General features: G+C 65.0%; 19 protein-coding genes. 16 read left to right on the top strand and 3 right to left on the bottom strand.

Annotated elements, in window-relative coordinates; translation table 11 throughout:
* Window positions 1–32 precede the first annotated feature (32 nt).
* Both SOM61_RS15625 and xseA read right to left on the bottom strand, forming a co-directional pair.
* Window positions 33–611, bottom strand: a complete 579-nt coding sequence (locus SOM61_RS15625) for a superoxide dismutase (RefSeq protein WP_320474933.1) — start codon at window positions 609–611, stop codon at window positions 33–35.
* A gap of 116 nt (window positions 612–727) precedes the next feature.
* The gene (gene xseA, locus SOM61_RS15620; protein WP_320474932.1) at window positions 728–2,089 is read right to left on the bottom strand and encodes an exodeoxyribonuclease VII large subunit; all 1,362 of its coding nucleotides are present in this window, start codon (window positions 2,087–2,089) and stop codon (window positions 728–730) included.
* Window positions 2,090–3,143: 1,054 nt separating this feature from the next.
* On the opposite strand from xseA, the gene SOM61_RS15615 reads away from it, so the two are divergent.
* The 6 genes from SOM61_RS15615 to adk all read left to right on the top strand — a co-directional run bounded on the left by SOM61_RS15615 (window position 3,144) and on the right by adk (window position 7,010).
* Window positions 3,144–3,752: a MotA/TolQ/ExbB proton channel family protein gene (locus SOM61_RS15615; protein WP_147933851.1), complete on the top strand. Its 609-nt coding sequence runs from the start codon at window positions 3,144–3,146 to the stop codon at window positions 3,750–3,752.
* Window positions 3,752–4,189, top strand: a complete 438-nt coding sequence (locus tag SOM61_RS15610; protein WP_320474990.1) for an ExbD/TolR family protein — start codon at window positions 3,752–3,754, stop codon at window positions 4,187–4,189. The genes SOM61_RS15615 and SOM61_RS15610 overlap by 1 nt, the downstream gene beginning before the upstream one ends.
* A gap of 40 nt (window positions 4,190–4,229) precedes the next feature.
* Window positions 4,230–5,255: a tetraacyldisaccharide 4'-kinase gene (gene lpxK / locus SOM61_RS15605; protein WP_320474931.1), complete on the top strand. Its 1,026-nt coding sequence runs from the start codon at window positions 4,230–4,232 to the stop codon at window positions 5,253–5,255.
* Window positions 5,236–5,406 carry a Trm112 family protein gene (locus SOM61_RS15600; RefSeq protein ID WP_005669111.1) on the top strand — a complete coding sequence of 57 codons (171 nt, stop codon included), beginning with the start codon at window positions 5,236–5,238 and terminating at the stop codon, window positions 5,404–5,406. Before lpxK ends, SOM61_RS15600 begins: the two co-directional genes overlap by 20 nt.
* Window positions 5,407–5,415: 9 nt before the next feature.
* Complete coding sequence (kdsB, locus tag SOM61_RS15595; protein ID WP_320474930.1) at window positions 5,416–6,168, top strand: 3-deoxy-manno-octulosonate cytidylyltransferase; 753 nt, start codon at window positions 5,416–5,418, stop codon at window positions 6,166–6,168.
* Between the two features lie 185 nt (window positions 6,169–6,353).
* Window positions 6,354–7,010 carry an adenylate kinase gene (adk, locus tag SOM61_RS15590; RefSeq protein WP_005669115.1) on the top strand — a complete coding sequence of 219 codons (657 nt, stop codon included), beginning with the start codon at window positions 6,354–6,356 and terminating at the stop codon, window positions 7,008–7,010.
* A gap of 137 nt (window positions 7,011–7,147) precedes the next feature.
* Here the strand turns inward: adk and SOM61_RS15585 are convergent, their stop codons facing one another.
* The gene (locus SOM61_RS15585; RefSeq protein ID WP_320474929.1) at window positions 7,148–7,294 is read right to left on the bottom strand and encodes a hypothetical protein; all 147 of its coding nucleotides are present in this window, start codon (window positions 7,292–7,294) and stop codon (window positions 7,148–7,150) included.
* A 235-nt stretch (window positions 7,295–7,529) separates the two neighbouring features.
* Here SOM61_RS15585 and SOM61_RS15580 point away from each other — a divergent pair, with 235 nt between their 5' ends.
* From SOM61_RS15580 to SOM61_RS15535, 10 genes are all read left to right on the top strand, one after another.
* A complete protein-coding gene (locus SOM61_RS15580) occupies window positions 7,530–8,039 on the top strand; it encodes a hypothetical protein (RefSeq protein ID WP_320474928.1) in 510 nt (169 codons plus the stop codon).
* A gap of 110 nt (window positions 8,040–8,149) precedes the next feature.
* The gene (locus tag SOM61_RS15575) at window positions 8,150–8,908 is read left to right on the top strand and encodes a 3-hydroxyacyl-CoA dehydrogenase (protein ID WP_320474927.1); all 759 of its coding nucleotides are present in this window, start codon (window positions 8,150–8,152) and stop codon (window positions 8,906–8,908) included.
* A 54-nt stretch (window positions 8,909–8,962) separates the two neighbouring features.
* The gene (gene ggt, locus SOM61_RS15570) at window positions 8,963–10,798 is read left to right on the top strand and encodes a gamma-glutamyltransferase (RefSeq protein ID WP_414675007.1); all 1,836 of its coding nucleotides are present in this window, start codon (window positions 8,963–8,965) and stop codon (window positions 10,796–10,798) included.
* A 175-nt stretch (window positions 10,799–10,973) separates the two neighbouring features.
* A complete protein-coding gene (locus SOM61_RS15565; RefSeq protein ID WP_320474925.1) occupies window positions 10,974–15,266 on the top strand; it encodes a hybrid sensor histidine kinase/response regulator in 4,293 nt (1,430 codons plus the stop codon).
* A 75-nt stretch (window positions 15,267–15,341) separates the two neighbouring features.
* The gene (locus SOM61_RS15560; protein ID WP_320474924.1) at window positions 15,342–16,034 is read left to right on the top strand and encodes a response regulator; all 693 of its coding nucleotides are present in this window, start codon (window positions 15,342–15,344) and stop codon (window positions 16,032–16,034) included.
* 132 nt (window positions 16,035–16,166) lie between these two features.
* Window positions 16,167–17,795, top strand: a complete 1,629-nt coding sequence (locus tag SOM61_RS15555; RefSeq protein ID WP_320474923.1) for an AMP-binding protein — start codon at window positions 16,167–16,169, stop codon at window positions 17,793–17,795.
* 8 nt (window positions 17,796–17,803) lie between these two features.
* Complete coding sequence (locus tag SOM61_RS15550) at window positions 17,804–18,331, top strand: MarR family winged helix-turn-helix transcriptional regulator (protein ID WP_320474922.1); 528 nt, start codon at window positions 17,804–17,806, stop codon at window positions 18,329–18,331.
* 499 nt (window positions 18,332–18,830) lie between these two features.
* Window positions 18,831–21,575: a type VI secretion system Vgr family protein gene (locus SOM61_RS15545; protein ID WP_320474921.1), complete on the top strand. Its 2,745-nt coding sequence runs from the start codon at window positions 18,831–18,833 to the stop codon at window positions 21,573–21,575.
* 20 nt (window positions 21,576–21,595) lie between these two features.
* Window positions 21,596–23,407, top strand: a complete 1,812-nt coding sequence (locus tag SOM61_RS15540) for an esterase/lipase family protein (protein WP_320474920.1) — start codon at window positions 21,596–21,598, stop codon at window positions 23,405–23,407.
* Between the two features lie 11 nt (window positions 23,408–23,418).
* On the top strand, window positions 23,419–24,906 hold the full coding sequence (locus SOM61_RS15535) for a T6SS immunity protein Tli4 family protein (RefSeq protein WP_320474919.1): 1,488 nt from the start codon (window positions 23,419–23,421) through the stop codon (window positions 24,904–24,906).
* The last annotated feature ends 1 nt before the right edge of the window (window position 24,907 follow it).

Raw genomic sequence — 24,907 nt, 5'->3', positions numbered from 1 at the left:
TCATGCCGTCGCCGGCATGACCGTCAGCGCATTCAGACGAAATTCTTGTTCACGAATTCCCAGTTGGCGACGTTCCAGAACGCTTCCAGGAACTTGGCGCGCGCATTGCGGTAGTCGATGTAGTAAGCGTGTTCCCAGACGTCGGCGGTCAAGAGCGGCACGTCGGTGGTGGTCAGCGGGGTGCCGGCGCCAGTGGTGTTGACGATGTCGACGCTGCCGTCGGCCTTTTGCACCAGCCAGGTCCAGCCCGAGCCGAAGTTGCCCAGTGCCGACTTGTTGAACTCTTCCTTGAACTTGTCGAACGAACCCCATTTGGCATTGATCGCGTCCAGCGCCTTGCCGGTCGGTGCGCCGCCGCCGTTCGGGCTCAGGCAGTTCCAGAAGAAGGTGTGGTTCCAGATCTGGGCCGCGTTGTTGAACACGCCGCCGGTCGACTTCTTGATGATCTCTTCCAGGGACAGGTTTTCGAACTCGGTGCCCTTGATGATGTTGTTCAGGTTGGTCACATAGGTCTGGTGGTGCTTGCCGTGGTGGTATTCCAGGGTCTCGGCCGAGATGTGCGGTTGCAGGGCGTCCTTGGCATACGGCAGTGGCGGCAGGGTGTGTTCCATGTGTGCGTTCCTTAGTGGTTGGGAAAGGTTGCTGTTCTTATAGCGCCGTTATTCTACGCAATATAGAGCAACGTTGCAGGCTTGCATTTTTTGCAGCCCCGGCAACCGATCCGGATTCACTCCAGCACGCTCTGCACCTGCGCCACGCCGACCTCGGCGCTGCCATTGGCCAGTCGCACCGTCAGCGTGTCGCGCGCGTGGATCTGGGCTGGATCGCGCACGATCTGGCCCTTGCCGTCGCGCACGATGGCATAGCCGCGCTCCAGGGTGCGCTGCGGGTTGAGCAGCTCCAGCTGGGCGGCCAGGGCATTGAGCGCTTCGCGCCGCGCCCTGAGCTGGCTGCACAGGCTCGCGTTCAGGTGGCGGCTGTCCGACGCCAGGCGGGCGCGCAGGGCGCGCATGTCGGGACGGTGGCGCGACCAGCGCTGCTGCAGCTGGGCCAGCGCCAGGCTGTGACGGTTCACCGGCAGCTTGACCGCGTGGGTCATCGCCGTGGCCAGCGACAGCAGTTTGAGGCGCTGGTGGCCGATCTGGGCCGAGGGGCTCAACAAGCGGCGGTTCAGGTTGTCGAGGCCCTGACCGGCGTCGTGCAGGCGGCGCTCCATGGCGCGTTGCAGATCGAGGGCGTCGCCTTCGAGCGAGGCGAGCCAGTCGGCGCGTGGCGTGGCGGCCAGCTCGGCGGCCGCCGTCGGCGTCGCCGCGCGCACGTCGGCGGCGAAGTCGGCGATGGTGACGTCGGTTTCATGGCCGACGCCCGAGATCACGGGAATCGCGCAGGCGTCGATGGCGCGCGCCACGCACTCCTCGTTGAAGCTCCACAAATCCTCGATCGAGCCGCCGCCGCGGCAGACCAGCAGCACGTCCACCTCGGCGCGGCGCGAGGCCGTCATGATGGCTTCTGCGATCTTGTCGGCGGCGAACTGGCCCTGGACCGGGGCAGGGTAGAGCACGATGCGCACGTGCGGGGCGCGCCGGCGCAGGGCGGTCAGCACGTCGCGCAGCGCGGCGGCCTGCGGGCTGGTGACGATGCCGATGCTGCGCGCGAACAGCGGCAGCGCGCGCTTGCGGTCGGCGTCGAACAGGCCTTGCGCGGCCAGCTTGTCCTTCAGGCGCAGGAAGGCTTCGTAGAGCTGGCCCACGCCGGCGCGGCGGATCGCCTCGACGTTGATCTGATAGTCGCCGCGCGCGCCGTACAGGGTCACCAGCGCGCGCACCTCGACCTTGTCGCCTTCGCGCGGGGTAAAGCCGGCCGACTGCGCGCGGCTGCGGAACATCACGGCGCGCACCTGGGCCGCATCGTCCTTCAGCGTGAAATACCAGTGGCCGGAAGCGGCGCGGGTGAAGTTGGAGATCTCGCCGCCAATCCACACCAGCGGGAACGAACGCTCCAGCAGGCGCGCCACCTGCTGGTTCAGGGCTGTGACGCTTAGGACGGCGGGGGCGGTGAAGGCTGGATCGACGTCGTTCGGTGCTTGCATGGCGGGCTGGCGAGAATGGCGAAAGCGAACATTATCCCCCATCGGCAAGCGGCAAGTGGTTTTTCCAGCCCAGGGCTCGGGATCGAGCAATGTTGCTACTTTTCAATGCAATCTATTGAAAACCTTTGTTAATCAATGGCTTATCGGTTGGGTAATGTCGTTTGAGAGCGGTTTATCCACAAAAACTGTGGGGAACTCGTCCGATTGGAGGGGGAGTGCGTACCGTTTGGGCAGGATAAGTAGAATTGTTACGAATCAATGACTTAAGTCTCTAGCCGGGAGCTTGATCACAAAGTTGTCCACAGAATCTGTGCAAACCTTTCGTGCGCAGGACAGGGCCGTAAAGCGGCCGATCCATGCTTCGGCGGACCGGACATGGGGCATCCGACGCTGCCCGCTTTTGAGGCAGTCCGATCTAATCTCAATCAAATCAACCACTTAAGCAGTAAAGTTCAAGCTTCCTCACATTCTTATCCACAAAAATTGTGCACATGGCGAATAATGTGTGCACCACTGCTTCGCCGGCCAAACAATCGAGGCAGAAACCGCCATCCAGGCACTTTTTGTTGGCAAAAAATGCCGTATGCTAGTATTTTGGGCAGTGATGTTTTATTGAGATAAATCAAAGGCTTACTGTCATAAAGTGCTCATTGCTCACACTTTTGTCCACAAAAATTGTGTGGAACCGGAGGCAAGCGCAGGCGAAGTACAGCCGGCTTTTACTGCTCGCAATTTAGGCTTAACAATTAATTCTTTTGGAATCAGTTACTTAGCTCAGTCCGGCTACCCTTGCGCACAATTTTGTCCACAGAATTTGTTCGCAACTACATCGTGCTAGTGAGCAACTTATCAAGCCGGAGCCCGGTTGAGCCAAGTCATGAGACTGCCATTTTCTTGCGCAGGCGCAGAAAGCCCTTACAAATCAAGGTACTTGTTCCACCTCGCGGTCATTGCACACAATTTTATCCACAGAAGATGTGAAGAACTCTACTTGCCGCTTCGCTGCCAACTTGCTACATTGCCGAATTGATCTTTTTCCTCTCAGGAGTATCTCTTGCTCGCCATTTTTCAAGCCGCAGGCTGGCCTATCTGGTTCCTGCTGGTCGCGTCGATCGTTGCCGTCGCCCTCATCGTCGAACGCCTGATCACCCTGCGCCGCGAGAAGATCCTGCCCCGCAACCTGCTCGATGAAGTCATCCGCGTCTACCGCAGCGGCAAGGTGACGCCCGACGTGGTGGACAAGCTCGAGCAGAACTCGCCTCTCGGCGCCGTCCTGGCCGCGGCATTGCGCAACGTCGACGCCCCGCGCGACGTGATGAAGGAGTCGATCGAGGAGGCCGGCCGCGGCGTGGCCCAGAACCTGGAACGTTTCCTCACCACGCTCGGCACCATCGCCTCGCTGGCGCCGCTGATGGGCCTGTTCGGCACGGTGGTCGGCATGATCGAGATCTTCGGCGCCTCGAGCCCGACCGGCGGCAACAATCCGGCCCAGCTCGCGCACGGCATCTCGGTGGCGCTGTACAACACCGGCTTCGGCCTGGCGATCGCGATGCCAGCCCTGGTGTTCTACCGCCACTTCCGCAACCTGGTCGACACCTATATCGTCGAGATGGAACTGCAGGCGGTGAAACTGGTCGACGTCGTCCACGGTGCCCGCAAATGATGGACTTTCGCCGCGGCCGCAAGCGCGAAGAGCCGGAGATCAACCTGATCCCGTTCATCGACGTGCTGCTGGTGGTCCTGATCTTCCTGATGGTCTCGACCACCTACAGCAAGTTCACCGAACTGCAGATCACCTTGCCGACGGCCGAGGCCGAGAAGCAGGCGGAAAAACCGTTCGAGATCAATGTGACGGTCGACGCCAAGGGCAACTATACGGTCAATAACACGCCGGTGGCCTTCACCAGTGTGGCCGGCCTGGCCCAGGACATGAAGAACGCCGCGCGCACGCCAGAGGGTCAGGTCGTGGCCAGCCCTGTGGTGATCGTCAACGCCGACCAGTTCGCGATGCACCAGATGGTAATCAATGTGCTGGAAGCGGCGCGCGTGGCCGGCTATGACAAGCTGACCTTCGCGGCCCAGACCGGCGCCGCCAAATAATCGATACGGCGCGCACGCTGCGCGCCGCTTTTCTTTCCGCATGGCTTCCCAACTCGAATCGACCCTGACCCGCGCCTGGCTCCGGCGCGGGCCGCTTGCCTGGGCGCTGCTGCCGCTGGCGCTGCTGTTCCGCCTGCTGGCCGGCCTGCGCCGGCTGCTGTTTCGCACCGGCCTGAAACGCGCTGAGCGCCTGCCGGTGCCGGTGATCGTGGTCGGCAATATCTTCATCGGCGGCACCGGCAAGACGCCGCTGACGATCTGGCTGGCGGAGAGCCTGCGCGCGGCCGGTCTGAATCCCGGCGTGATCTCGCGCGGCCATGGCGGCCAGGAGGGCGCGGCGCTGGAAGTGACCCCGCAGTCCGATCCGCGCGCCGTGGGCGACGAACCGCTGCTGATCGCGGCCCGCGCCGCGTGCCCGGTCGTGGTCGGCCGCCGCCGCGTGCAAGCGGGACGAACGCTGCTGCAGGCGCATCCCGGGGTAGACGTGCTGATCGCGGACGACGGCCTGCAGCACTACGCGCTGGCGCGCGACGTCGAGATCGTCCTGTTCGACGGCCGCGGCGTCGGCAATGGCTGGCTGCTGCCGGCCGGTCCCTTGCGCGAGCCGCCGTCGCGCCGGCGCGACTTCACGGTCGTCAACGCGCCCGCGATTTCCCCAGGCCTGGCTGCGGCGGTCGGCGGACAGCCATGGCGCATGCACCTGGCGGGAGAATTCACCGAGCCGCTGCTGGGCGGCCGGCAGGTGCCGCTGGCCCAGTTAAGTGACAAACGCATCGTGGCCGCCGCCGGCATCGGCAATCCGGGCCGCTTCTTCGCCATGCTGCGCGCGGCCGGGCTGACGGTCGGCGAGCTGCCTTTGCCCGACCATCACGACTTTCTCGACGACCCGTTTGCCGGGGTCGATGCCGATGTCATCCTGATCACCGAGAAGGATGCAGTAAAATGTCGGCAAATTGATCATCTGAAGAACGATCCACGCCTGTGGGTCGTGCCGGTCACGGCGCAGCTCGACGCGCGCCTGGCCGAACAAATCGTGGAGAAATGTCGTGGACGCTCGCTTGCTTGATATCCTGGTCTGCCCCTTGTGCAAGGGACCGCTTGAACTCGACAAAAAGGCGCAGGAACTGACCTGCCGCGCCGACCGCCTTGCCTATCCGATCCGCGACGGCATCCCGATCATGTGGGCCGACCAGGCGCGCAAGATCGAACCCGCCTGACGGTTCGCAATGAGCTTTACCGTCATCATCCCGGCGCGCCTGGCGTCGACCCGCCTGCCGAACAAGCCGCTCGCCGACCTGGGCGGCAAGCCCATGGTGGTGCGCGTGGCCGAACGGGCGCGTGAATCCGGCGCGACGCGCATCATCGTCGCCACCGACCATGAAGACATCGCCACCGCCTGCGCCGCGCATGGCGTCTCCGCCGTGCTCACCCGCGCCGATCACCCGTCCGGCACCGACCGCATCGCCGAAGTGGCGCAGGTGCTGGGCCTGGGCGCGCACGAAGTCGTGGTCAACCTGCAGGGCGACGAGCCGCTGATCGATCCAGCGCTGCTCGCGGCCTGCGCCGCCCGCATCGACGCCAATACGCCGATGGCCACCTGCGCGCATCCGATCCTGGACGCCGCGGAGGTTTTCAATCCGAACATCGTCAAGGTGGTGCTCGACAAGCTGGGCCGCGCGCTGTACTTCTCGCGCGCTACCATTCCATGGCACCGCGACGCCTTCGCGGCCACCCAGGACTCCCTGCCGCTCGGCTACGCGCCGCTGCGCCACGTCGGCCTCTACGCCTACAGCAACGCCTTCCTGCAAGCCTATCCGAAGCTGGCGGTCTCGCCGCTCGAAGGTATCGAGGCGCTCGAACAGCTGCGCGTGCTGTGGCACGGCTATCCGATCGCCGTGCATGTCACACAAGATGCGCCGCCCGGTGGCGTGGATACGCCGGACGACCTGGCGCGGGTACGCCTGCATTACCCGTCTTGATGTAACCGCAGAAGAGTGATGAGGGCGTCTGCGCGGGATCAATAATCCTGGCCGCAGGGCCCCAAAAACTGGCTTGAAAGCCAACTTTTGTGGTAACTTCCGTGTCAAGGAAGTCTTGGCAGCATCAAACATAATTTATACAATCCCCACAAACTTTCATTATTTTCTAGAATCTCAGGAAACTCATGCGTCTCATTCTGTTAGGAGCACCCGGTGCCGGTAAGGGCACCCAGGCAAACTTCATCAAGGAAAAGTTCAACATCCCGCAAATCTCGACCGGCGACATGCTGCGCGCCGCGATCAAGGCGGGCACTGAACTGGGCCTGGCTGCGAAAAAGGTGATGGACGCTGGCCAACTGGTGTCGGACGACATCATCATCGGCCTGGTCAAGGAGCGCCTGAAGGATGCGGACTGCGCCAACGGCTATCTGTTCGACGGATTCCCGCGCACCATCGCCCAGGCCGAGGCGATGAAGGACAGCGGCGTCACCATCGACTACGTGCTCGAAATCGACGTTCCCGATGAAATGATCCTCGAACGCATGACCGGCCGCCGCTCGCACCCGGCCTCGGGCCGCGTGTACCACGTCAAGTTCAACCCACCGAAGGTCGAAGGCGTCGACGACGTCAGCGGCGAGCCGCTGATCCAGCGCGACGACGACAAGGCCGAGACCGTATCGAAGCGCCTCGAGGTCTACCATAACCAGACCGAAGTCCTGCTGGGCTACTACGGCAAGTGGGCTGAATCGGGCCTGCCGGGCGCGCCGAAATACCGCAAGATCTCGGGCGTCGGCCCGGTCGAGCAGGTGCGTGACAACGCGTTTGCGGCGCTGTCCGAATAATCGATCCAGTCAGCTTCACCCCGTCGTTCCCGCGCAGGCGGGAACCTAAGTTGCTTGCGTCATCGAGACGTTTGAAAACTTAGGTTCCCGCCTCCGCGGGAACGACGTTTTTGGGCCGACGTAAAGCGTCTGCGCCATCAAGGCGTCGGCATCCCCACCAGCTGGATATTGCCCATGAACGGCGCGCCGCCGTTGAAGGTGCGTGCGCAGTTGAGCGTGCGCAGCATCTGCTGCAGCAGCGACGGTGCGCTCGAGACGATGGCCGCGGGGCCGTTCAGCGTCACCTCCAATGGCCAGGTGGCCGTCGTTAATGCCGTTGGTGACGGAGGTCAGGGTAGGTGGCTCCGGCTCCGGCTCTCGTTCAGGCGCTGGAGGAAACGTTGGCGCCACGGGCAACTTGCGCGGGTGTATCGATTGGTTTCAATGCATTATGTGAGAAATTGTTTCTCGCGTGCCGTGCGCGGGGTTATCAAGACGATAATAGGTCATCGATCGATTAAAAACGGAGAGAGGTCTATCATGTACAAGTCGAACGCCATCCTTGCCGTCCTGCTCGCAGCCACTGCGATCGGCGCCGGCGCCCAGACCACCGGCACCACCCAGGGCCAGCCGGCCACCGGCGCGACCTACCGGCCGTCGCTCGACGGCCAGCAGACCTCGACCCCGGCGCCGACGATCGACATGCGTCCCATGACCGAGGCTGAGAAATCGACCGGGCGCCAGGAACCATCGCGCCTGAAGGACATCGATCCCGCCACCCACCCGGAGCCGCAGAACGTGCGTCCGCAGCCGTCGCCGATGCCGCGTCCGCAGGACAGCCAGGCGGTGCCGCCGAGCGCACGCATCACGCCGACGCCAATCGCTGCGCCTGCCCCGGTCGGCCCGACCTCGCGTCCGGTCAGCGCCTGCACCGGCGCCACCTGCACCGACGCCAGCGGCGCCACCACCGCCGGCCAGGTCGGCAATGCCAGCGTCAACAGCGAAGGCCGCCTGTGCAACCGCACCGGCAACACGATGCAATGCTTCTGAAAGCCTGAGCGGCGACATGGTGGTTTCTCATAAAAGTTCGCTACAATGCCGGTTGACGTTAACGTAAACGTTAATAAGCGGCACCAGAACTTATATAAAGGGACATCACCATGCACATCCAGAACAACGTCTTCATCGTCACCGGCGGCGCCTCGGGCCTGGGCGCGGCCACCGCGCGCATGCTGTTCGATGGCGGCGCGAAAGTCGTGATCGCCGACGTTCAAGAAGAAGCCGGCCGCGCGCTGGCGGCTGAGATCAACGGCCAGTTCGTCCGCTGCGACGTCACCCAGGAAGCGGACGGCAAGGCCGCCGTCGACGCCGCCGTGGCGCTGGGCACCCTGCGCGGCCTGGTCAACTGCGCCGGCGTGGCGCCGGCCGTCAAGACCGTCGGCAAGGACGGTCCGCACCCGCTGGACGTGTTCCAGCGCGCCGTCAACATCAACCTGGTCGGCACCTTCAATATGGCGCGCCTGGCGGCCGAGGCCATGGGCAAGACCGAAGAAGCCGAACACGGCGAGCGCGGCATCATCATCAACACCGCCTCGGTCGCGGCCTACGATGGCCAGATGGGCCAAGCCGCCTACGGCTCCTCGAAAGCGGCCGTGGCCGGCCTGACCCTGCCGATGGCGCGCGACCTGGCGCGGAGTGGCATCCGCGTGATGACCATTGCGCCGGGCATCTTCGAGACCCCGATGCTGATGAATATGCCGCAGGAAGTGCGCGATTCGCTGGGCAAGATGGTGCCGTTCCCGCCGCGCCTGGGCATGCCCAAGGAGTATGCCCACCTGGCCAAGGCCATCATCGAGAACGTGATGCTCAACGGCGAGACGATCCGCCTGGACGGCGCGATCCGCATGCAGCCGAAGTAAGAAAAATTCTTGTCCTGAAAGCAAGCCGGCGTGACATGAGGTAGCATGTCCCCGATGTCGGGCGCGTTGCCGCTGTCGTGCGGCGGCGCGCCCGTTTGCTTTTGGGAGAATCGTTTGAAACAACTCAGCACTATTGCACTCGCCCTGGCTCTGGCCGGCGTCCTTCCCCATCCCGTCCTGGCCCAGGATTCACTGCAGGCCGCGCCCGAAGCGGCCAGCGGCTTCCAGGAAAAGACCGGCTGGCCGGCCCGGAAATACATGGTTGCCGCGGCCAATCCGCTGGCGGTGGACGCCGGCTACCAGATCCTGCGCCGCGGCGGCAGCGCGATCGACGCGGCGATCGCCACCCAGCTGGTGCTGACCCTGGTCGAGCCGCAATCGTCGGGCATCGGCGGCGGCGCCTTCATGGTCCACTACGACGGCAAGGATACCCAGGCCTTCGACGGCCGCGAGACCGCGCCGTCCAGGGCCGACGAGCACCTGTTCGAGCGCCCGGACGGCACCCCGCTGTCGCGCACCGAAGGCGTGGTCGGCGGCCGCTCGGTGGGCGCGCCGGGCGTGCTGCGCATGCTCGAACTGGCCCACCGCCAGCACGGCAAGCTGCCCTGGAAGGCGCTGTTCGAACCGGCGATCCGGCTGTCGGAGCAGGGCTTCGCGGTCAGCCCCCGCATGCACAAGATGCTGGCCGGCGAGACCCACCTGCGCAAGGATCCGGTGGCCGTCGCTTACTTCTACGACAAGAATGGCCAGGCCTGGCCGGTCGGCCATGTGCTGAAGAACCCGGCGCTGGCCAGGACGCTGCGCGAGATAGCCGACGGCGGCGCCGACGTGTTCTATACCGGCCGCATCGCGCGCGATATCGCGGAAAAAGTCGCGCGGCACCCGACCAATCCCGGCCTGTTGACGGCCAGGGACATCGCCGACTACCGGCCCAAGGTGCGCACGCCGGTCTGCAGCGACTATCGCCAATACACCGTGTGCGGCATGCCGCCGCCGTCGTCGGGCGGGATCGCCGTCGCCCAGATGCTGGGCATGTTCGAGACCTTCGACATGAAGGCGCTGGCCCCAAAAGACGGCGTGCCGGGCTTTGACGCCGTGCACGTGTTCTCCGAAGTGGGACGCCTTGCCTACGCCGACCGCAACCGCTATGCGGCCGACGCCGACTTCGTGCCGCTGCCGGGGCGCGGCATCCCTAGCCTGATCGACAAGGGCTACCTGAAACAGCGCGCCGGCCTGGTCGGCGCCCGTTCGATGGGCGAGGCGAAGGCCGGCACGCCGCCGGGCATGGAAGTCGCCTGGGGCACGGACAATGCGATCGAGACGCCGTCGACCTCGCACCTGTCGGTGGTCGACGCCGAGGGCCGCGGCCTGGCGATGACGACCACCATCGAAGACGCCTTCGGTTCGCGCCAGATGGTCGACGGCTTCATGCTCAACAACCAGCTGACCGACTTTTCGTTCAGCGCGCGTGACGCCGACGGCCCGGTGGCGAACCGGGTCGAGGCCAATAAACGGCCGCGCAGCGCCATGTCGCCCACCATCGTGTTCGAGAAGGATAGCGGCAAGCTGGTGCTCACCGTCGGCTCGCCGGGCGGTCCGGCCATCATCAACTACGTGGCCAAGGTGCTGGTCGGGACCCTGGACTGGGGCCTGAACGTGCAGCAGGCGATCGCGCTGCCCAATTTCGGCAGCCGCAACGGCCCCACCGAGCTGGAACGCGGGCGCTTCCCGCAAGCCACGCAAGACCTGCTGCGCGCGCGCGGCCATGCGATCCGGGTAAGCGACCAGACCTCGGGCCTGCACGGCATCGAGCGGATCGGGGTGCATGGGGTGCAGATGTGGTTCGGCGGCGCCGACCCGCGCCGCGAAGGTATTGCCAAAGGAGACTGAAGTGGGACAGGGAAGCGACAAATCAAGACAATTTGTCGCGATTCCAGCCCCATATTTGCCTCAAGACAAGCAGAGTTTGCTAACCTGTCGCCGTGGATAGCAAACAGAAAACCGGATCGATCCTGACGGGAGCAGGAAGGCGCGTTGCCGATGCGCGCGTCGGCTTTCGCGCCTCATGATCATGCTGCGCCGGTTCTTTTCTGACTTCCTGTCGATAATCTTCCTGTCGCTGCTGCTGGCGGCATCGGCGCCGCTGCGCGCGGCCGCGCCCGAGCCGACCCTGCGCTTCGAGCACCTGTCGGTGCAGCAGGGCCTGGCCCAGGAATCGGTCCTGTCCATCGTCCAGGACCGCGACGGCTTCATGTGGTTCGGCACCCAGTCCGGCCTGTCGCGTTACGACGGCAACCGCTTCGTGCACTACCGCAGCGAGGTCGGCAACCCGCGCAGCCTGTCCAGCAACTGGGTGCGGGTGCTGCACCTGGACCGCCACGGCCGCATGTGGCTGGGCACCGACGGCGGCCTGAATCGCTACGATCCGGCCACCCGCAGCTTCACCCTGTACGCGCCGCACGAGCCGACCCGGCGCGGCACCGGCAACCGCCAGATCAAGGCCATGATCAGCGACGGCCACGACGGGCTGTGGATCGGCACCGCCGACGGCCTGCAGCACTTCGATCTCGAGACCGGCAAGTTCACGGTCTGGCACCACGTGCCGAACGATGCACGCACCCTGCGCGACGACGGCATCCAGGCGCTGGCGCTCGACGCCGACAAGCGGCTGTGGATCGGCACTGCGGCGGGACTGGACAGCCTGGCCCCCGACCGCCGGACGGTCGAGCACCATCCTTCGACACTGGACTTGCGTTCGCGGCCGGTGCACGCGCTGCTGGTCGACGCCGGCCAGCGGCTCTGGATCGGCCGCTTCGGTGGGCTGGAGCGGCGCGACCTGCGCGGTCCGGAGTCGGGGAAGCTGCGCCGCTTCGGACCCGCCGACGGCATCGGAGAATCGTGGATCACCACGCTGTACCAGGATCCCGATGCCACGGTCTGGGTCGGCACCCACGACGACGGCCTGCTGCGCTGGTGCACCGGGGCCGAACGCTTCGACGCCTTCCGCAACGTCGTAACCGATCGCCACAGCCTGGTCGACAACTACGTCTCGGCCCTGTACCGCGACCGGGTCGGCACTTTCTGGGCCGGCACCTGGTATGGCGGCGTGTCGCGCGTGGACCTGGGCAGCGGCGGCTTCGCGCGCCTGAATGCGCGGCCCGGCGTGGCCGACTCGCTGGCGGACAACAAGGTGCGCGCGCTGCTTGAAGACGGGCAGCGGCTGTGGGTCGGCTCGGCCACCGCCTTGCACCACTTCGATCCGCGCACCGGCAAGGCCGAGGTGTTCCGGCACCGCAAGGACGACCCGAACAGCCTGATCGACGTGCCGGCGGCCGCCATCGTGCGCGACGGCGCCGGCCTGCTGTGGATCGGCAGCCGCTCCGGCATCACTTCGTTCGATCCCGGCACGCGCCAGTTCCGGCGCCAGGTGCTGCCGGGCGACGCCGACGCCAACAATGTGCGCTCGATGCTGCTCGACCGCGCCGGCGGCATCTGGATCACGACCCGCGGCGGCATGCACCGGCTCGACCCAAGCACGCGCGCCGTCACCAGCTACCGCCACGATCCGTCGAAATTCACCAGCCTGTCGGACGACATCGCGCGTCCGATGCTGGAAGACCGGCACGGCCGCTTCTGGGTCGGCACCTTCGCCGGCCTCGACCTGCTCGACCGCGCCAGCGGCAGGTTCCGCCACTTCAGGCACGATCCCTACGACCCCAACAGCATCAGCCACGACGAGGTGCACCACCTGATGGAGGACAGCCGCGGCGACATCTGGATCGGCACCGCGGTGGGCCTGAACAGGATGGTGACGGGGCGCGACGGCGCGCTCAGCTTTACCCGCTACACCACGCGCGACGGCCTGGTCGACGATTCGGTGGCGGCGATCGTGGAAGACCAGGATGGCCGCATCTGGGCCAGCACCTCCAGCGGCATCTCGAGCTTCGACCCGGCCACCGCGCGCTGGCGCAGCTACACGGCGGTCGACGGCATCACCGAGGGCGCCTTCTTCGACGCCTCGGTGCTGCGCACGACCGATGGGACCCTGTATTTCGGCGGCTTCAACGGCATCACCGCCTTCGATCCGCGCGCGATCCGCGACAACCGCATCGCGCCGCGCCCCGTGATCACCGGCCTGCAGATCTATAACCGGCCCCTCGAGGAGGCCTTCCCGGGCCTCTTGCCGGGGCCGATCGAGAACGCCAGCGCCGTGACCCTGCCGGCCGACGCCGCCGTGCTCACCCTCGAATTCGCGGCGCTGCACTTCGCCGCGCCCGAGCGCAACAAGTTCGCCTACCGGCTCGACGGCTTCGACAAGGGCTGGGTGAGCGCCGGCGCCGACCAGCGCTTCGCCACCTATACCAACCTCGATCCCGGGACCTATGTGTTCCGGGTGCGCGCGGCCAACAAGGACGACGTCTGGAGCGAGGACGTGGCGGCGCTGGCGCTGACCATCGAGCCGCCGCCGTGGGGCACGCCGTGGGCCCGGATCGGCATGATCCTGGCGGTGTGCAGCGCCATCTACGTGGGCCTGCGCGTGCGCCTGTCGAGCCTGCGCCGCCACAAGGAGCGGCTGGAATACCAGGTGAGCGCGCGCACCGAGCAGGTGGAGCAGCAGAACCGCATGCTCGAGCAGCAGACGCAGGAACTGCGCGAGCAGGAGCGGCGCGGGCGCCATCAGAGCAACGAGCTGGCGCGCGCCTACCGCGCGCTGCAGGAGAACGAGGAAGTCCTGCGCCAGGCCAAGGAGCGCGCGGAGGACGCGACGCGCCAGAAGTCCGAATTCCTGGCCAATATGAGCCATGAGATGCGCACCCCGCTGGCCGGCGTGATCGGCATGCTGGGCTTCGCGCTGCGCGACGCGGCGCTCAGGGACAATACGCGCGAGCAGATCCTGCGCGGCCAGGCCAATGCCGAAGCGCTGCTGGCGATCATCAACGATTTGCTGGACTTCTCGAAGATCGAGGCCGGCAAGCTGACGGTCGAGCGCATCGACTTCGACCTGCACGAGAAGATGCGCAACGTGGCCAGCCTGTTCCAGGAGCAGGCAGCGGGTTATAGCCTGGATTTCTCGGTCCAGGTCGATGACAACGTGCCGCGCTTTTTGGTGGGCGACCCGACCCGCGTGCGCCAGGTGCTGGTGAACCTGATCGGGAACGCCTTCAAGTTCACCAGGTCGGGCAGCGTGGCGGTGCAGGTCGAATGCCGGCCGGACGACCAGGACCGCCCACCGGGCATGCACATGATCCGCTTCACGGTGCGCGACACCGGCATCGGCATCCCGTCCGACGCGCTGCCGCGCCTGTTCCAGAAGTTCGAGCAGGCCGACACCACCACCACGCGCCGCTACGGCGGCACGGGCCTCGGCCTGGCGATCTGCCGCCAGCTGGTGGAGCTCATGAAAGGCACCATCGGCGTCAACAGCGAAGAAGGCAAGGGCAGCGTGTTCAGCGTGCTGCTGCCGCTGCCGGATGGCGTCGAGCCGGCGCGCGTGGAGCTGGCGCCGCGCGCGCCGCACAGCCATCGCCTGCGGATCCTGTGCGCCGAGGACTTCCCGACCAACCAGATCATCGCGCGCCTGATGGTCGAGGAAATGGGCCACGAGATCGACATCGTCGACAATGGCCTGGAAGCGGTGACTGCCTGCGCCCGCCGGCGCTACGACCTGGTGCTGATGGATGGCCGCATGCCCGAGATGGACGGCGCCAGCGCCACCCGCCTGATCCGCGCCGGCGGCCCGCAGGATGCGCCGGTAGCCGATCCGCACGTGATGATCGTGGCGCTCACCGCCAACGCCACCGACGAGGACCGCACGCGCTATCTGGCCTGCGGCATGGACGCCTTCCTGACCAAGCCGATCGACGAGGCGGCGCTGCACATGCAGCTGGCGCGCGCGATCGAGCGCCAGCTGCAGCGCGGCGTGGCGCTCGATCCGATGCCGGCGCAGGGCACGCAGGGCAGCCGTGCGCAGGCGATGGCGGCGCTGGACGCGATGTTCGAGGTGACCTTCGACGAACCGGCGGCCGCGCGCAAGGCGGAACCCGCGGCGGCGCCCGCGGAGCCGGCGGCTGCCGCGCATGGGGTTGGGGAGGCGCTGGCGGTGCGCCTGCGCGCCGCCTTCTGCGCCGACCTGCCGCGCCGTCGCCGCGAGCTGGCGGCGGCCGTTGCGTCGGACGATCTGGACGCGGCCGGCCGCATCCTGCACGGCCTGCGCGGCAGCGCCGGCCACCTGGCGGAGCCGGCCCTGGAGGCGCTGTGCGGCGAACTGGAAGCGGCGGCCGACACCGGCGAGCACCAGCGCCTGCGCGCCGGCCTGCCGCAGCTGCATGCGCTGCTCGATGCCTTCGCGTCGCGCTGATGCCGCAGGCAATCCTGCAACCAACCCATTGTGCCTGCCTATAATGCAGGTCTTGACCGATCAGGCGGAGAGCGAATGAAGGTGCTGGTAGTGGACGACGACATCGTGGCGCGCATGATGCTGATGCATCTGGTCGACAGCTGCGGCAACCACGCGATCCTGGAAGCGGAAGACGGCGCCGACGCCTGGCGCCAGCTGGAGGCCGGGCTGCGGCCCGACATCGTGTTCTGCGACCTGCGCATGCCGCACCTGTCCGGCCTCGAGCTGCTGCAGCGGCTGCGCGCGGATGAGGCGACGGCCGCGTTGCCCTTTGTGCTGGTCTCGGCCGCGTCCGACGCCGCCACGCTCGACGAAGCGGCGGCCCTGGGCGCCAGCGGCTACATCGTCAAGCCGTTCCGCCAGGAAGACGTGCGCGCGCAGTTCGAACGTCTGTTCCCCGCAGGGACCGAAGAGGTGCCTCCTGACGAAGCGCCGCACGAGGTCGCGCACCGCCTCGGCATCGACGCTGCGCGGCTGCGCCTGTATCTCGACGGACTGGCGCGCCAGCTGCAGGCGGCCATGCAAGAACCGCCGCCCGGCGACGAAGGCATGCGGGCGCGCCTGAACCGCCTGCGCGAGGGCTGCAAGACCTTGGGCCTGTACGGCGCCGCGGCGGCGCTGGACAAGGCGGCCGCAGACGCCCAGTCGGCGCCGCAAGACGTGGCGGCGGCGCTGGCCGGCGCGAGCGCCGCGGTGGCGCGCCAGGCCGAGCGCGCGGCGCGTGCTTGAGCGGGTTTCGAGCAGGCACAAGAATGGAGTGCGAATCCGCTTGTCGATGGATTGCTTTAGATTTAAAGTATTCATGGATTGTTGCTTGAGCGCTTATTCTCGTCGCCTTGTTTCACGCAGCCGGGACCCTTCATGAACGACGCCACCTTCGCAACCCTGTCCCCGTCCGGCCACACGGATGGCTTCGCCCGCGCCAACCTGCCGCCGCCGCACGCCTGGCCCGAATTCCGCTTCGACCTGCCCGAACTGCATTACCCGCCGCGCCTGAATTGCGTCGCCGAACTGCTCGACGGCGCCGTCAAGCGCGGCTGGGGCGGGCGCACGGCGCTGATCGGCGCGCGCGAGCGCCTCACCTATGCCGAACTCCTGGCGCGGGTCGACCGCATCGCCCACGTGCTGCGCCACGACCTGGGCCTGGCCACCGGCAACCGGGTGCTGGTGCGCGGCGCCAACTGTCCGACGATGGCGGCCTGCATCCTGGGCGTGATCAAGGCCGGCTGCATCGCGGTGCCGACCATGCCGCTGCTGCGCGCGCGCGAACTGGGCGCCATCGCCGACAAGGCGCGCATCAACGCGGTGCTGTGCGCCGGCGGTCTGGTGGGAGAGGTCGAGGCGCTGGGCCTGGCCGTGCCGGTGCTGGTATTCGACGCCCCGATCGCCGATTGCCTCGAACAACGCATGGCGCGCCACGACGCGCCGTTCGCGGCGGCCGACACGGCGGCCGACGACGTCTGCCTGATCAGTTTCACCTCCGGCACCACCGGCGTGCCGAAAGGGACCATGCACTTCCACCGCGACGTGCTGGCGATCTGCGACTGCTTCCCGCGCCACGTCCTGCGCGCCCGGGCCGACGACGTCTTCATCGGCACGCCGCCGCTGGCCTTTACTTTCGGCCTGGGCGGGCTGCTGCTGTTCCCGCTGCGGGTGGGGGCGGCCGGGGTGCTGATCGAGAAGCTCACGCCCGAAGCCCTGCTGGGCGCGATCGCCGAACAGCGCGCCACGGTGTGCTTCACGGCGCCGACCTTTTACCGGCAGATGGCGGCGCAGGCAGGACGGTTCAGGCTAGACAGCCTGCGCGCCAGCGTGTCGGCCGGCGAGGCACTGCCGGTGGCCACGCGCGAGGCCTGGCAGGTGGCGACCGGGCTGGCCATGATCGACGGCATCGGCGCGACCGAGCTGCTGCACATCTTCATATCGAGCGCGGGCGACGACGTCCGCCCCGGCGCCACCGGCAAGCCGGTGCCGGGCTACCAGGCCTGCATCCTCGACGCCCAGGGCCGGCGCGTGGGGCCGGGCGTGATCGGCCGGCTGGCGGTGAAGGGGCCGACCGGCTGCCGCTATTTGGACGACGAGCGCCAGCACGACTACGTCAAGGATGGCTGGAACCTGACCGGCGACGCCTACGAGATGGACGACGACGGCTATTTTTACTACCGCTCGCGCACCGACGACATGATCATCTCGGCCGGCTACAACATCGCCGGCGCCGAGGTGGAAGAAGCGCTGCTGCACCATCCGGCGGTGGCCGAATGCGCGGTGGTGGGGCGCAGCGACCCGGAGCGCGGGCAGGTGGTCGAGGCGCACGTCGTGTTGCGGAGCAGCCACGTGGGCACCGAGGAATTGGCGCACGAACTGCAGGAATTCGTGAAGGGCCAGATTGCTCCTTATAAATACCCGCGCGCAATTCTATTCAAGGAACAACTGCCGCGCACCGAAACCGGTAAACTGCAGCGGTTTAAATTACGCACTGAAGCGGTTTGAGGAGTTGCATGGATGACGACAGGCGCAAAGAGGTTGCCGACGCCGAGAGGGGCGAGGCGGCCGAGCTGGACCTGGAAAGTCGCCTGACGGACGAACATCACCAGTCGCTGCGGCTGTGGCTGCGCATGCTGTCGTGCACGACGCGGATCGAGAACGAGATCCGCAGCCGGCTGCGCACCACCTTCGGGATCACCTTGCCGCGCTTCGATTTGATGGCGCAGCTCGAGCGCCATCCGGATGGGCTGCGCATGGGCGAGCTGTCCAAGCGCATGATGGTCACCGGCGGGAATATCACCGGGATCACCGACCAGCTCGAGCGCGAGGAACTGGTGGTGCGGGTGCAGGATGCGCGCGACCGGCGCGCGTCGGCGGTCAAGCTGACCGCAGCGGGCCGGGCAGCGTTCGCCGAGATGGCGACGGTGCATGAACGCTGGATCGAGGAGATGCTGGCGGATGTGCCTGGCGAGGACAAGGCGGCCATGATCGCCTTGTTGTCGACCATGAAGCGCAAGCTTCGGGTGGACGATGAGGTCTAGGGGCCGCTAGTCACGCTCCGGCTGCTCGCCGATCTGGATCGGCGGCGGCAGCGAGAACGCTGTTATCACATCGCGCGCTTCCCGGCGCGGATTGCGTTCGAAAAAAATGCTTGAATTCCTGGCCGAGCACGGCAAAGGCGCGCCGATCGTGCGTGCCGCCGAGCCGCGCGAGATCGCCAAGATCATCGCCTTCCTGGCGCCGGACAAGGCCAGCTTCATCGGCTGAGCATTGTCAGTCGAATCCCCAAAAAAGGTACCAACAACTGCAGCCGCTGGGTAAGTTACCGCAATCGGATGTCCTGCATTGTCCGTCTGTATATCCGCGCGACCACACTGAAAGCATGAACAAGCGTGGGCTTAATTGATGTCAAGGATATTGTCGCTCCAAATACTTACCATTGATTCTTGGAATGTATTGCGAAGACACCTATAGCCGAGGACGAAGTCGCGCTGTCGCCATGTTTCGTCATCGGGTTAAAGCAGCCTCAGCGGCGGATAAATGAACCTCAATGACCTGATTGAAGGATTTACCAGCCTGAGCGAGTCGCATCGCCCCATACGTTTGCGGTTTTCGCGAGGACAGCAAGCGTCTGGCGACGTCCTGCTGGTCCAGCGTGTCAGCGGAACCGAAAGCTTGTGTGGCGGACTGGAATACCGGCTCCTGTGCGTGTCGACACGCGCCGATCTCGCTCTGAAGGACTTCATTGCACTGCCGGTCGAGCTGCAGTTCGTGACGGACCGCGGCAACATGCGCGGGGTGTGCGGCATCGTCGCGCAAGCGGCTGCCGGCCAGAGCGATGGTGGCCTGGCGACCTATGAACTGGTGCTGCGCGATGCACTGGCGCTGATGGAGCAGCGCACCAGTACCCGGGTCTTCCGCAATATGAACGAACTGGACATCACGCAGGTCATCGTGGGCGAGTGGCGTCGGAACAATCCGGTGCTGGCCAGGGCATTCGACGTGGAGTGGTCGCATGTGAAAGGCATGTTCCCGGCCCGCGAATTCACCATGCAGCACAACGAGTCCGACGCCGACTTCTTGCGCCGTTTGTGGAAACGGCGCGGCATCGCGTGGTTCATGCGTTCAGGGCTCGCTCGCGAATCGCAGGGAGAGGATATGCCGGCGCACACGCTGGTGTTGTTCGACGACGGCTTCACGCTGCCGCAAAATGCCGCGGGCGTGGTGCGCTACCACCGGGACGGCGGTACCGAGCAAAGCGATACCATCTTCGCCTGGAGTCCGGTACGCAAGCTCGTCCCGGGCAATCTCAACCGTCTCACCTGGGACTACCTGCAGGGCCGGCCGATGACCGCCAATATGCCGTCATGTATCGACCAGGGGGCGACTGGCAACCGCTTCGCGCTCGGTCTCGATGACTACCTGATCGACGTGCCGCATGCTGGGGCGGACGGCGACGACTACCGCGAGCTTGGCGAACTACGCATGAAGCGCCATGAGTACGAGTCCAAATGTTTTTATGGCGAGGGCAGTGTGCGCGCGCTTTGTATCGGGGAATGGATCGCCTTGAGCGGCCATCCGGATATCGACACCCACGCGCCGCAGGAACGGGAATTTGTCATCACGTGCCTGGAGGTCGATGCGCAGAACAACCTGCCGAAGACGCTGGACGATCGGATACAGCGGCTGTTTGCGCTCAACCGGTGGCACGAGGTTCATTTCGACAGCGGTCTGCAACAGGCCAGCGCCGAACGCGGCATGCGCTACATGAACCGCTTTGCCTGCGTTCGCCGCAGCATTCCGATCGTGCCGGCATTCGATCCGCGTACCGATCTGCCGCGTCCGCAGCTGCAAAGTGCAATCGTCGTCGGCCCCCCCGGCGAAGAGGTGCATTGCGATGAACACGGGCGGGTCAAGGTACGCTTTCCCGGTACCAGGGTGGAAGACCACGCGCATGCGCAGGGCGCCGGCGCCAGCGGCAGCGACCGGGACTCCGCGTGGATAAGGGTCGCCAGCACCTGGGCCAGCAATCAGTGGGGAACGATCACGCTGCCGCGCGTCGGCGATGAGGTCCTGGTTGGTTTCCTCGGCGGCGATCCGGACAAGCCGATCATCGTAGGCCAGGTCTACGGGCGCATGGCGCCGCCGCCTGCGTTCAGTCATGCCGGAGCGCTGCCTGGAAACCGATACGTGGCCGGCATCAAGAGCAAGGAGGTCGGCGGCGACCGCTACAACCAGTTGCGGTTGGATGACACGTCGGGCCAGATCAATGCACAACTGTCGTCCCAGCACGGTCACAGCGAGTTGAACCTGGGGTGGCTGACCCACCCGCGCAAGGACGGCAAGGGCGAGGCGCGCGGCGAAGGCGCGGAGCTGCGCAGCGACCTTGCCGTCGCGCTGCGGGGCGCGCAAGGGGTCTTGATCAGCGCCGCGGCGCGCCAGAATGCCGGCGGAAAACAACTGGATCGCAGCGAGCTTCTCGGCCTTGCCGAGGTCTTGCAGGGACTGCAGAAGCAACTGGCCGAACTGGCGTCGACGCATCACGCGGACAGTACCGACGATGCGGAGCTCGAACAACTGATCGGCTACCTGAAGCAGTGGGAAGCCGGCAGCAACGCCGAAAAGGTCGGCGCCGGCGGCCAGCCGGTGGTGGCGGTATCCGCGCCGGCCGGCGTCGCCATGACCAGCCAGGACAATATCGCGATCGGCGCGCAGACGCATGTCGATGTGCTCAGCATCGGCAATACCCAGCTGTCGGTCGGCAGGAAACTGCTGGCGCGTGTTTCGGAAAGCATCAGCCTGTTTGCACACCGACTCGGTATCAAGCTGATCGCCGCCGGCGGCAAGCTCGAACTGCAGACACACGGCGACGATATCGAGGTCACTTCCTCCAAACGCATCGTCCTGACTGCCACCGACGAGATCGTGCTGCAGGCGCCCAAGGTCCGCATCGTGGCGCAGGGCGCCCAGGTGGATATCGGCGCCGGCGTCATCACTCAGCAGAGCAGCGGCGAACACACGATCAAATCGTCGAAGTTCGCGCATATCGGACCGGGAGGCGGCAGCCCGGCCGCCGTGACGCCGTCGAAGAGCGAGGCGCAGCACGACCAGCAGACCGTGCTGCGCTGGATCGGGACCGATGAGCCGATGAAGAACCAGCGCTATCGCATCACCACCGAAGACGGCCGCAGCTTCGAGGGGCGGACAGATGCGAACGGACTGACCGAGCGTTTTAGCAGCGCCATTCCGTTTGGACGCTACAGCATCGAGGCACTGGACGACTGATACACCTTGGGGAGCATGCGATGACGACGGCCGAACATCCTTTGCCTGCGCAACATCATGCCCGCGCGGCCCGCAAAGCCGAAGGGTTTGCGACACCGAAGCAGGACAAGACGCCACAGTGCGCGCGGATGCTGCCGAAGCGGGTGCTGCCGGTAATTTTTCTGCCGGGCATCATGGGGTCGAATTTGCGGATGAGCGCCGAACGGCAGAGAGAGTTGAAGCAGAGCGACAATATAGCGTGGCGGCCAGATGCGCTTGGGGCGTCGAACATCAGCAAGAATGCGAACAGCCCGCCGCGTGAACGGCAACTGCGACTGGATCCGCTGCAAACCACGGTCGATATCTACGATCCTTCCGGGCCGTCTGACGTCACGGGCGATGGACGGCATGACAATGTGGCCCTGGAGAAGAACTTTACTTCTCCTCTATTGATGAGCGACCCGGCGACCATGCCGAACGGGCGGACCGCGGTCCAAAAGGCACGGGCACGCGGCTGGGGCGAGGTATTTTTCACGAGTTACGGCGTTTTGTTGCAGCACCTGGAATCTCGCCTGAACAACACGTTCGCCGATGGCAAACTGCGATCCGAATGGCGCGATGTCGTTGGCGTCGATCCGCGTGCGTGGAGCGCGGACCCGAAGCTACCCCAGCAAGTCCTGACCGAACAGGACCTCAAGAAGACGGTCACTGGCTGCTGGTTTCCTGTGTACGCGTTCGGTTATAACTGGTTGCAGTCGAATGGTGACAGCGCACAAATTGTCGCCGCGCGGATCAGTCGGGTTATCGACGATCTGAACGGCTCCGGCTATGAGTGCAACCAGGTGATCGTCGTGACCCATTCCATGGGCGGGCTGGTTGGCCGGGCGCTGGTGCATCCGGCCTTCGGCAGTCTGCAGGACAAGGTGCTGGGCATCGTCCATGGCGTCATGCCGGCTATTGGCGCGCCCGCCGCATACAAGCGCATGCGGGCGGGATTCGAGGATCCCGGCCTGATGCACGCGAGTCTCAGTCGCATCGAAGCTGGCCTGGTTGCGAAGGTGCTCGGCAATTATGGTGACGAGGTCACCGCAGTGCTGGCGAATGCGGCGGGCGGGCTGGAATTACTACCAACCGAATCCTACGGCAATGGTTGGCTGCGCGTGCGGCACAACGGGCACGACCTGGAGTCGTGGCCGAAACACGGAGATCCGTACAAGGAAGTCTACAAGGTACCTGGAAAATGGTTTGCGCTGTTTCGGGAAGACTGGATCAATCCTTCCAACTATCCGGAGAATAAGGGAGGGGGTACATTCAAAAGGACATGTGAGTATCTCGATATGGTCCAGGGTTTTCATCGGCAGATCGCCGGCACCTATCACCGCAGCAGTTATGCGCATTACGGCGCCGATCCTCGGCAGCAGAGCTTCGCCGAAGTTATCTGGGAAATTGAAAAGAACTGTGCCGATCCTAGCGGATGGCAGGATTGGCCTATTATCAGCGATACCAAACAAGGGAAACTCGAACTGGTCCGTTGGGATGCCAACCACCAGGGCAAGACATTTGCAGAGAGCCCACCCATGCCCAGCGCCAATCTGAGCAAGGCTTTTGCCGCACCGATTTCAAACCTTGGTGGCAACAAATCGATTCACGCGACGATTCTTCCGCCAAGCGCACCTGGCGATCAGACGGTGCCTATGGCTTCGGCTGACCATCAACTCCAAAGCGCTATGTTCAGGGGAATCTTCCGTCAAACTGGTTATGAACACCAGTCCAGTTACAAGGACCCGCTGGCCATCGCTTCAACCTTGTACAGCATCGTCCGCATCGCCCAGCAGGCAAGCTGGAAATGCTGAAAGGATTATCCATGCTCGTCGCCGCCCTCAAACGCTTGCACATTGCTGCATTCACGACCACGCTGGTGTTGATTACAGCCTGTGACGGCCACCCCAGACAATGGAAGACCCCGGACATGACCACACTCACGCCACGTCTGCAACCCGTGTTCGAGAAAACCAAGCCAGTCTGCTTCGGCCGCTTCATGGTCGATGTGCCGGCATCAGCCACCGTCGCATGGGGCGGTACCGATGTTCCGCTGGGCGTGACCATTTACCGTGACGGCGTGGATGAGGTAAAGGCCTTGGCGCAGAAGTTCATCGACGAACTTAACAGCAAAAAGGCCATCAACCATGATGATGTCCCCTTGCTGCTATCGGTAGAAGATATGGTCGAGCCTGAAGGCAGGATCGTAACCGGTTATGAGAGTTTTCAGTCCATTAACGGGCTTAAGATCAATGGTTACTTCAAGCTGAACAGCGACGGCGTTATTATCGATGCACGGCATCTAAGGGACGGCTGGGACGCAACATTAGCAGACATAAAAAGTATTGTACGCCGCCTGCGCCAGCGTCCCGAGAACGAAATCCCGACCCAGCCAGGCAACTGCGTTGAACACTTTTTTTTGCCAGACAAGCAAAATCCAACACAGGATGATCTGATGGAGCACATCCGTATTGGCTTTCGTTTGAAAGAGTTCCCCGACGCGCATTTTTCGATTTATGTCGCACCATCGAATCCTCACGATCCTGAGGGCGACTCGCTCCGGACCCAGTGGAAGCGCATCAAGGAAAGCCCAACCACGCTAGACGAGAAAGCGGCGCTCGCCAAAATTGATTTTTTCCGCGAGACCTCGCGCCAGATACATGATTGGAAGACAGGCTACGAGGTCCTCTTGCGTAACCCCGACGAAGAACACGTCCATTCTTATCACGACTTCCAGGCCAAATTCACGGGCGTTCCCCATGACCCGTTCAGACCGTACGCCGACATCCAGTTCCAGACCGGCGTCGGCGACAACGCAGCCGGCTCCACGAAGGCCAGCCTGACCGACGAAGAAGCCATCGCGGTCTGGGACAGGATCATCAGCACCATCCGCGTGCGCGCGACCAGTTCCAATCCCTTGAAATCCGCTGACACCGGTCCACGCCTGCCGCTGGGCGAACTCGCCGCAACCGGGCGCACCTGCCCGCAGACCGGATTGTGGGAGCACGATGGGCCGGGGCCGACGGGGGATAGCCGGCGTCAACACATCCGGGCCGGCGACCGCATGCCGCATGTGGTGGCAATGGGCGAACCGTCGATCTGGCAAAAACTCAAGGGGCAACGGCCCATCCACCGGGCGGCGACGGTCTGGAAACTGGTCAGCTACGATGATGCGCCTGCTCTTGCGCACACGGCGGGGCAGCCAACCGCGATCGTGGGAACCCCTCCCTCGGACGACCTTTCGAAAGACGCTGCCGTTCCCAGGCCGAACGGTGGCCGTGGCGAAGAAACCCCACCCAATGAGAAAGGCTGAG

Source organism: Massilia sp. CFBP9012 (genome assembly GCF_034045115.1).
Lineage (GTDB): Bacteria > Pseudomonadota > Gammaproteobacteria > Burkholderiales > Burkholderiaceae_D > Telluria.
The sequence above is the reverse complement of the archived record's forward strand: the minus strand, read 5'-3'. Positions and strand labels throughout refer to the sequence as shown.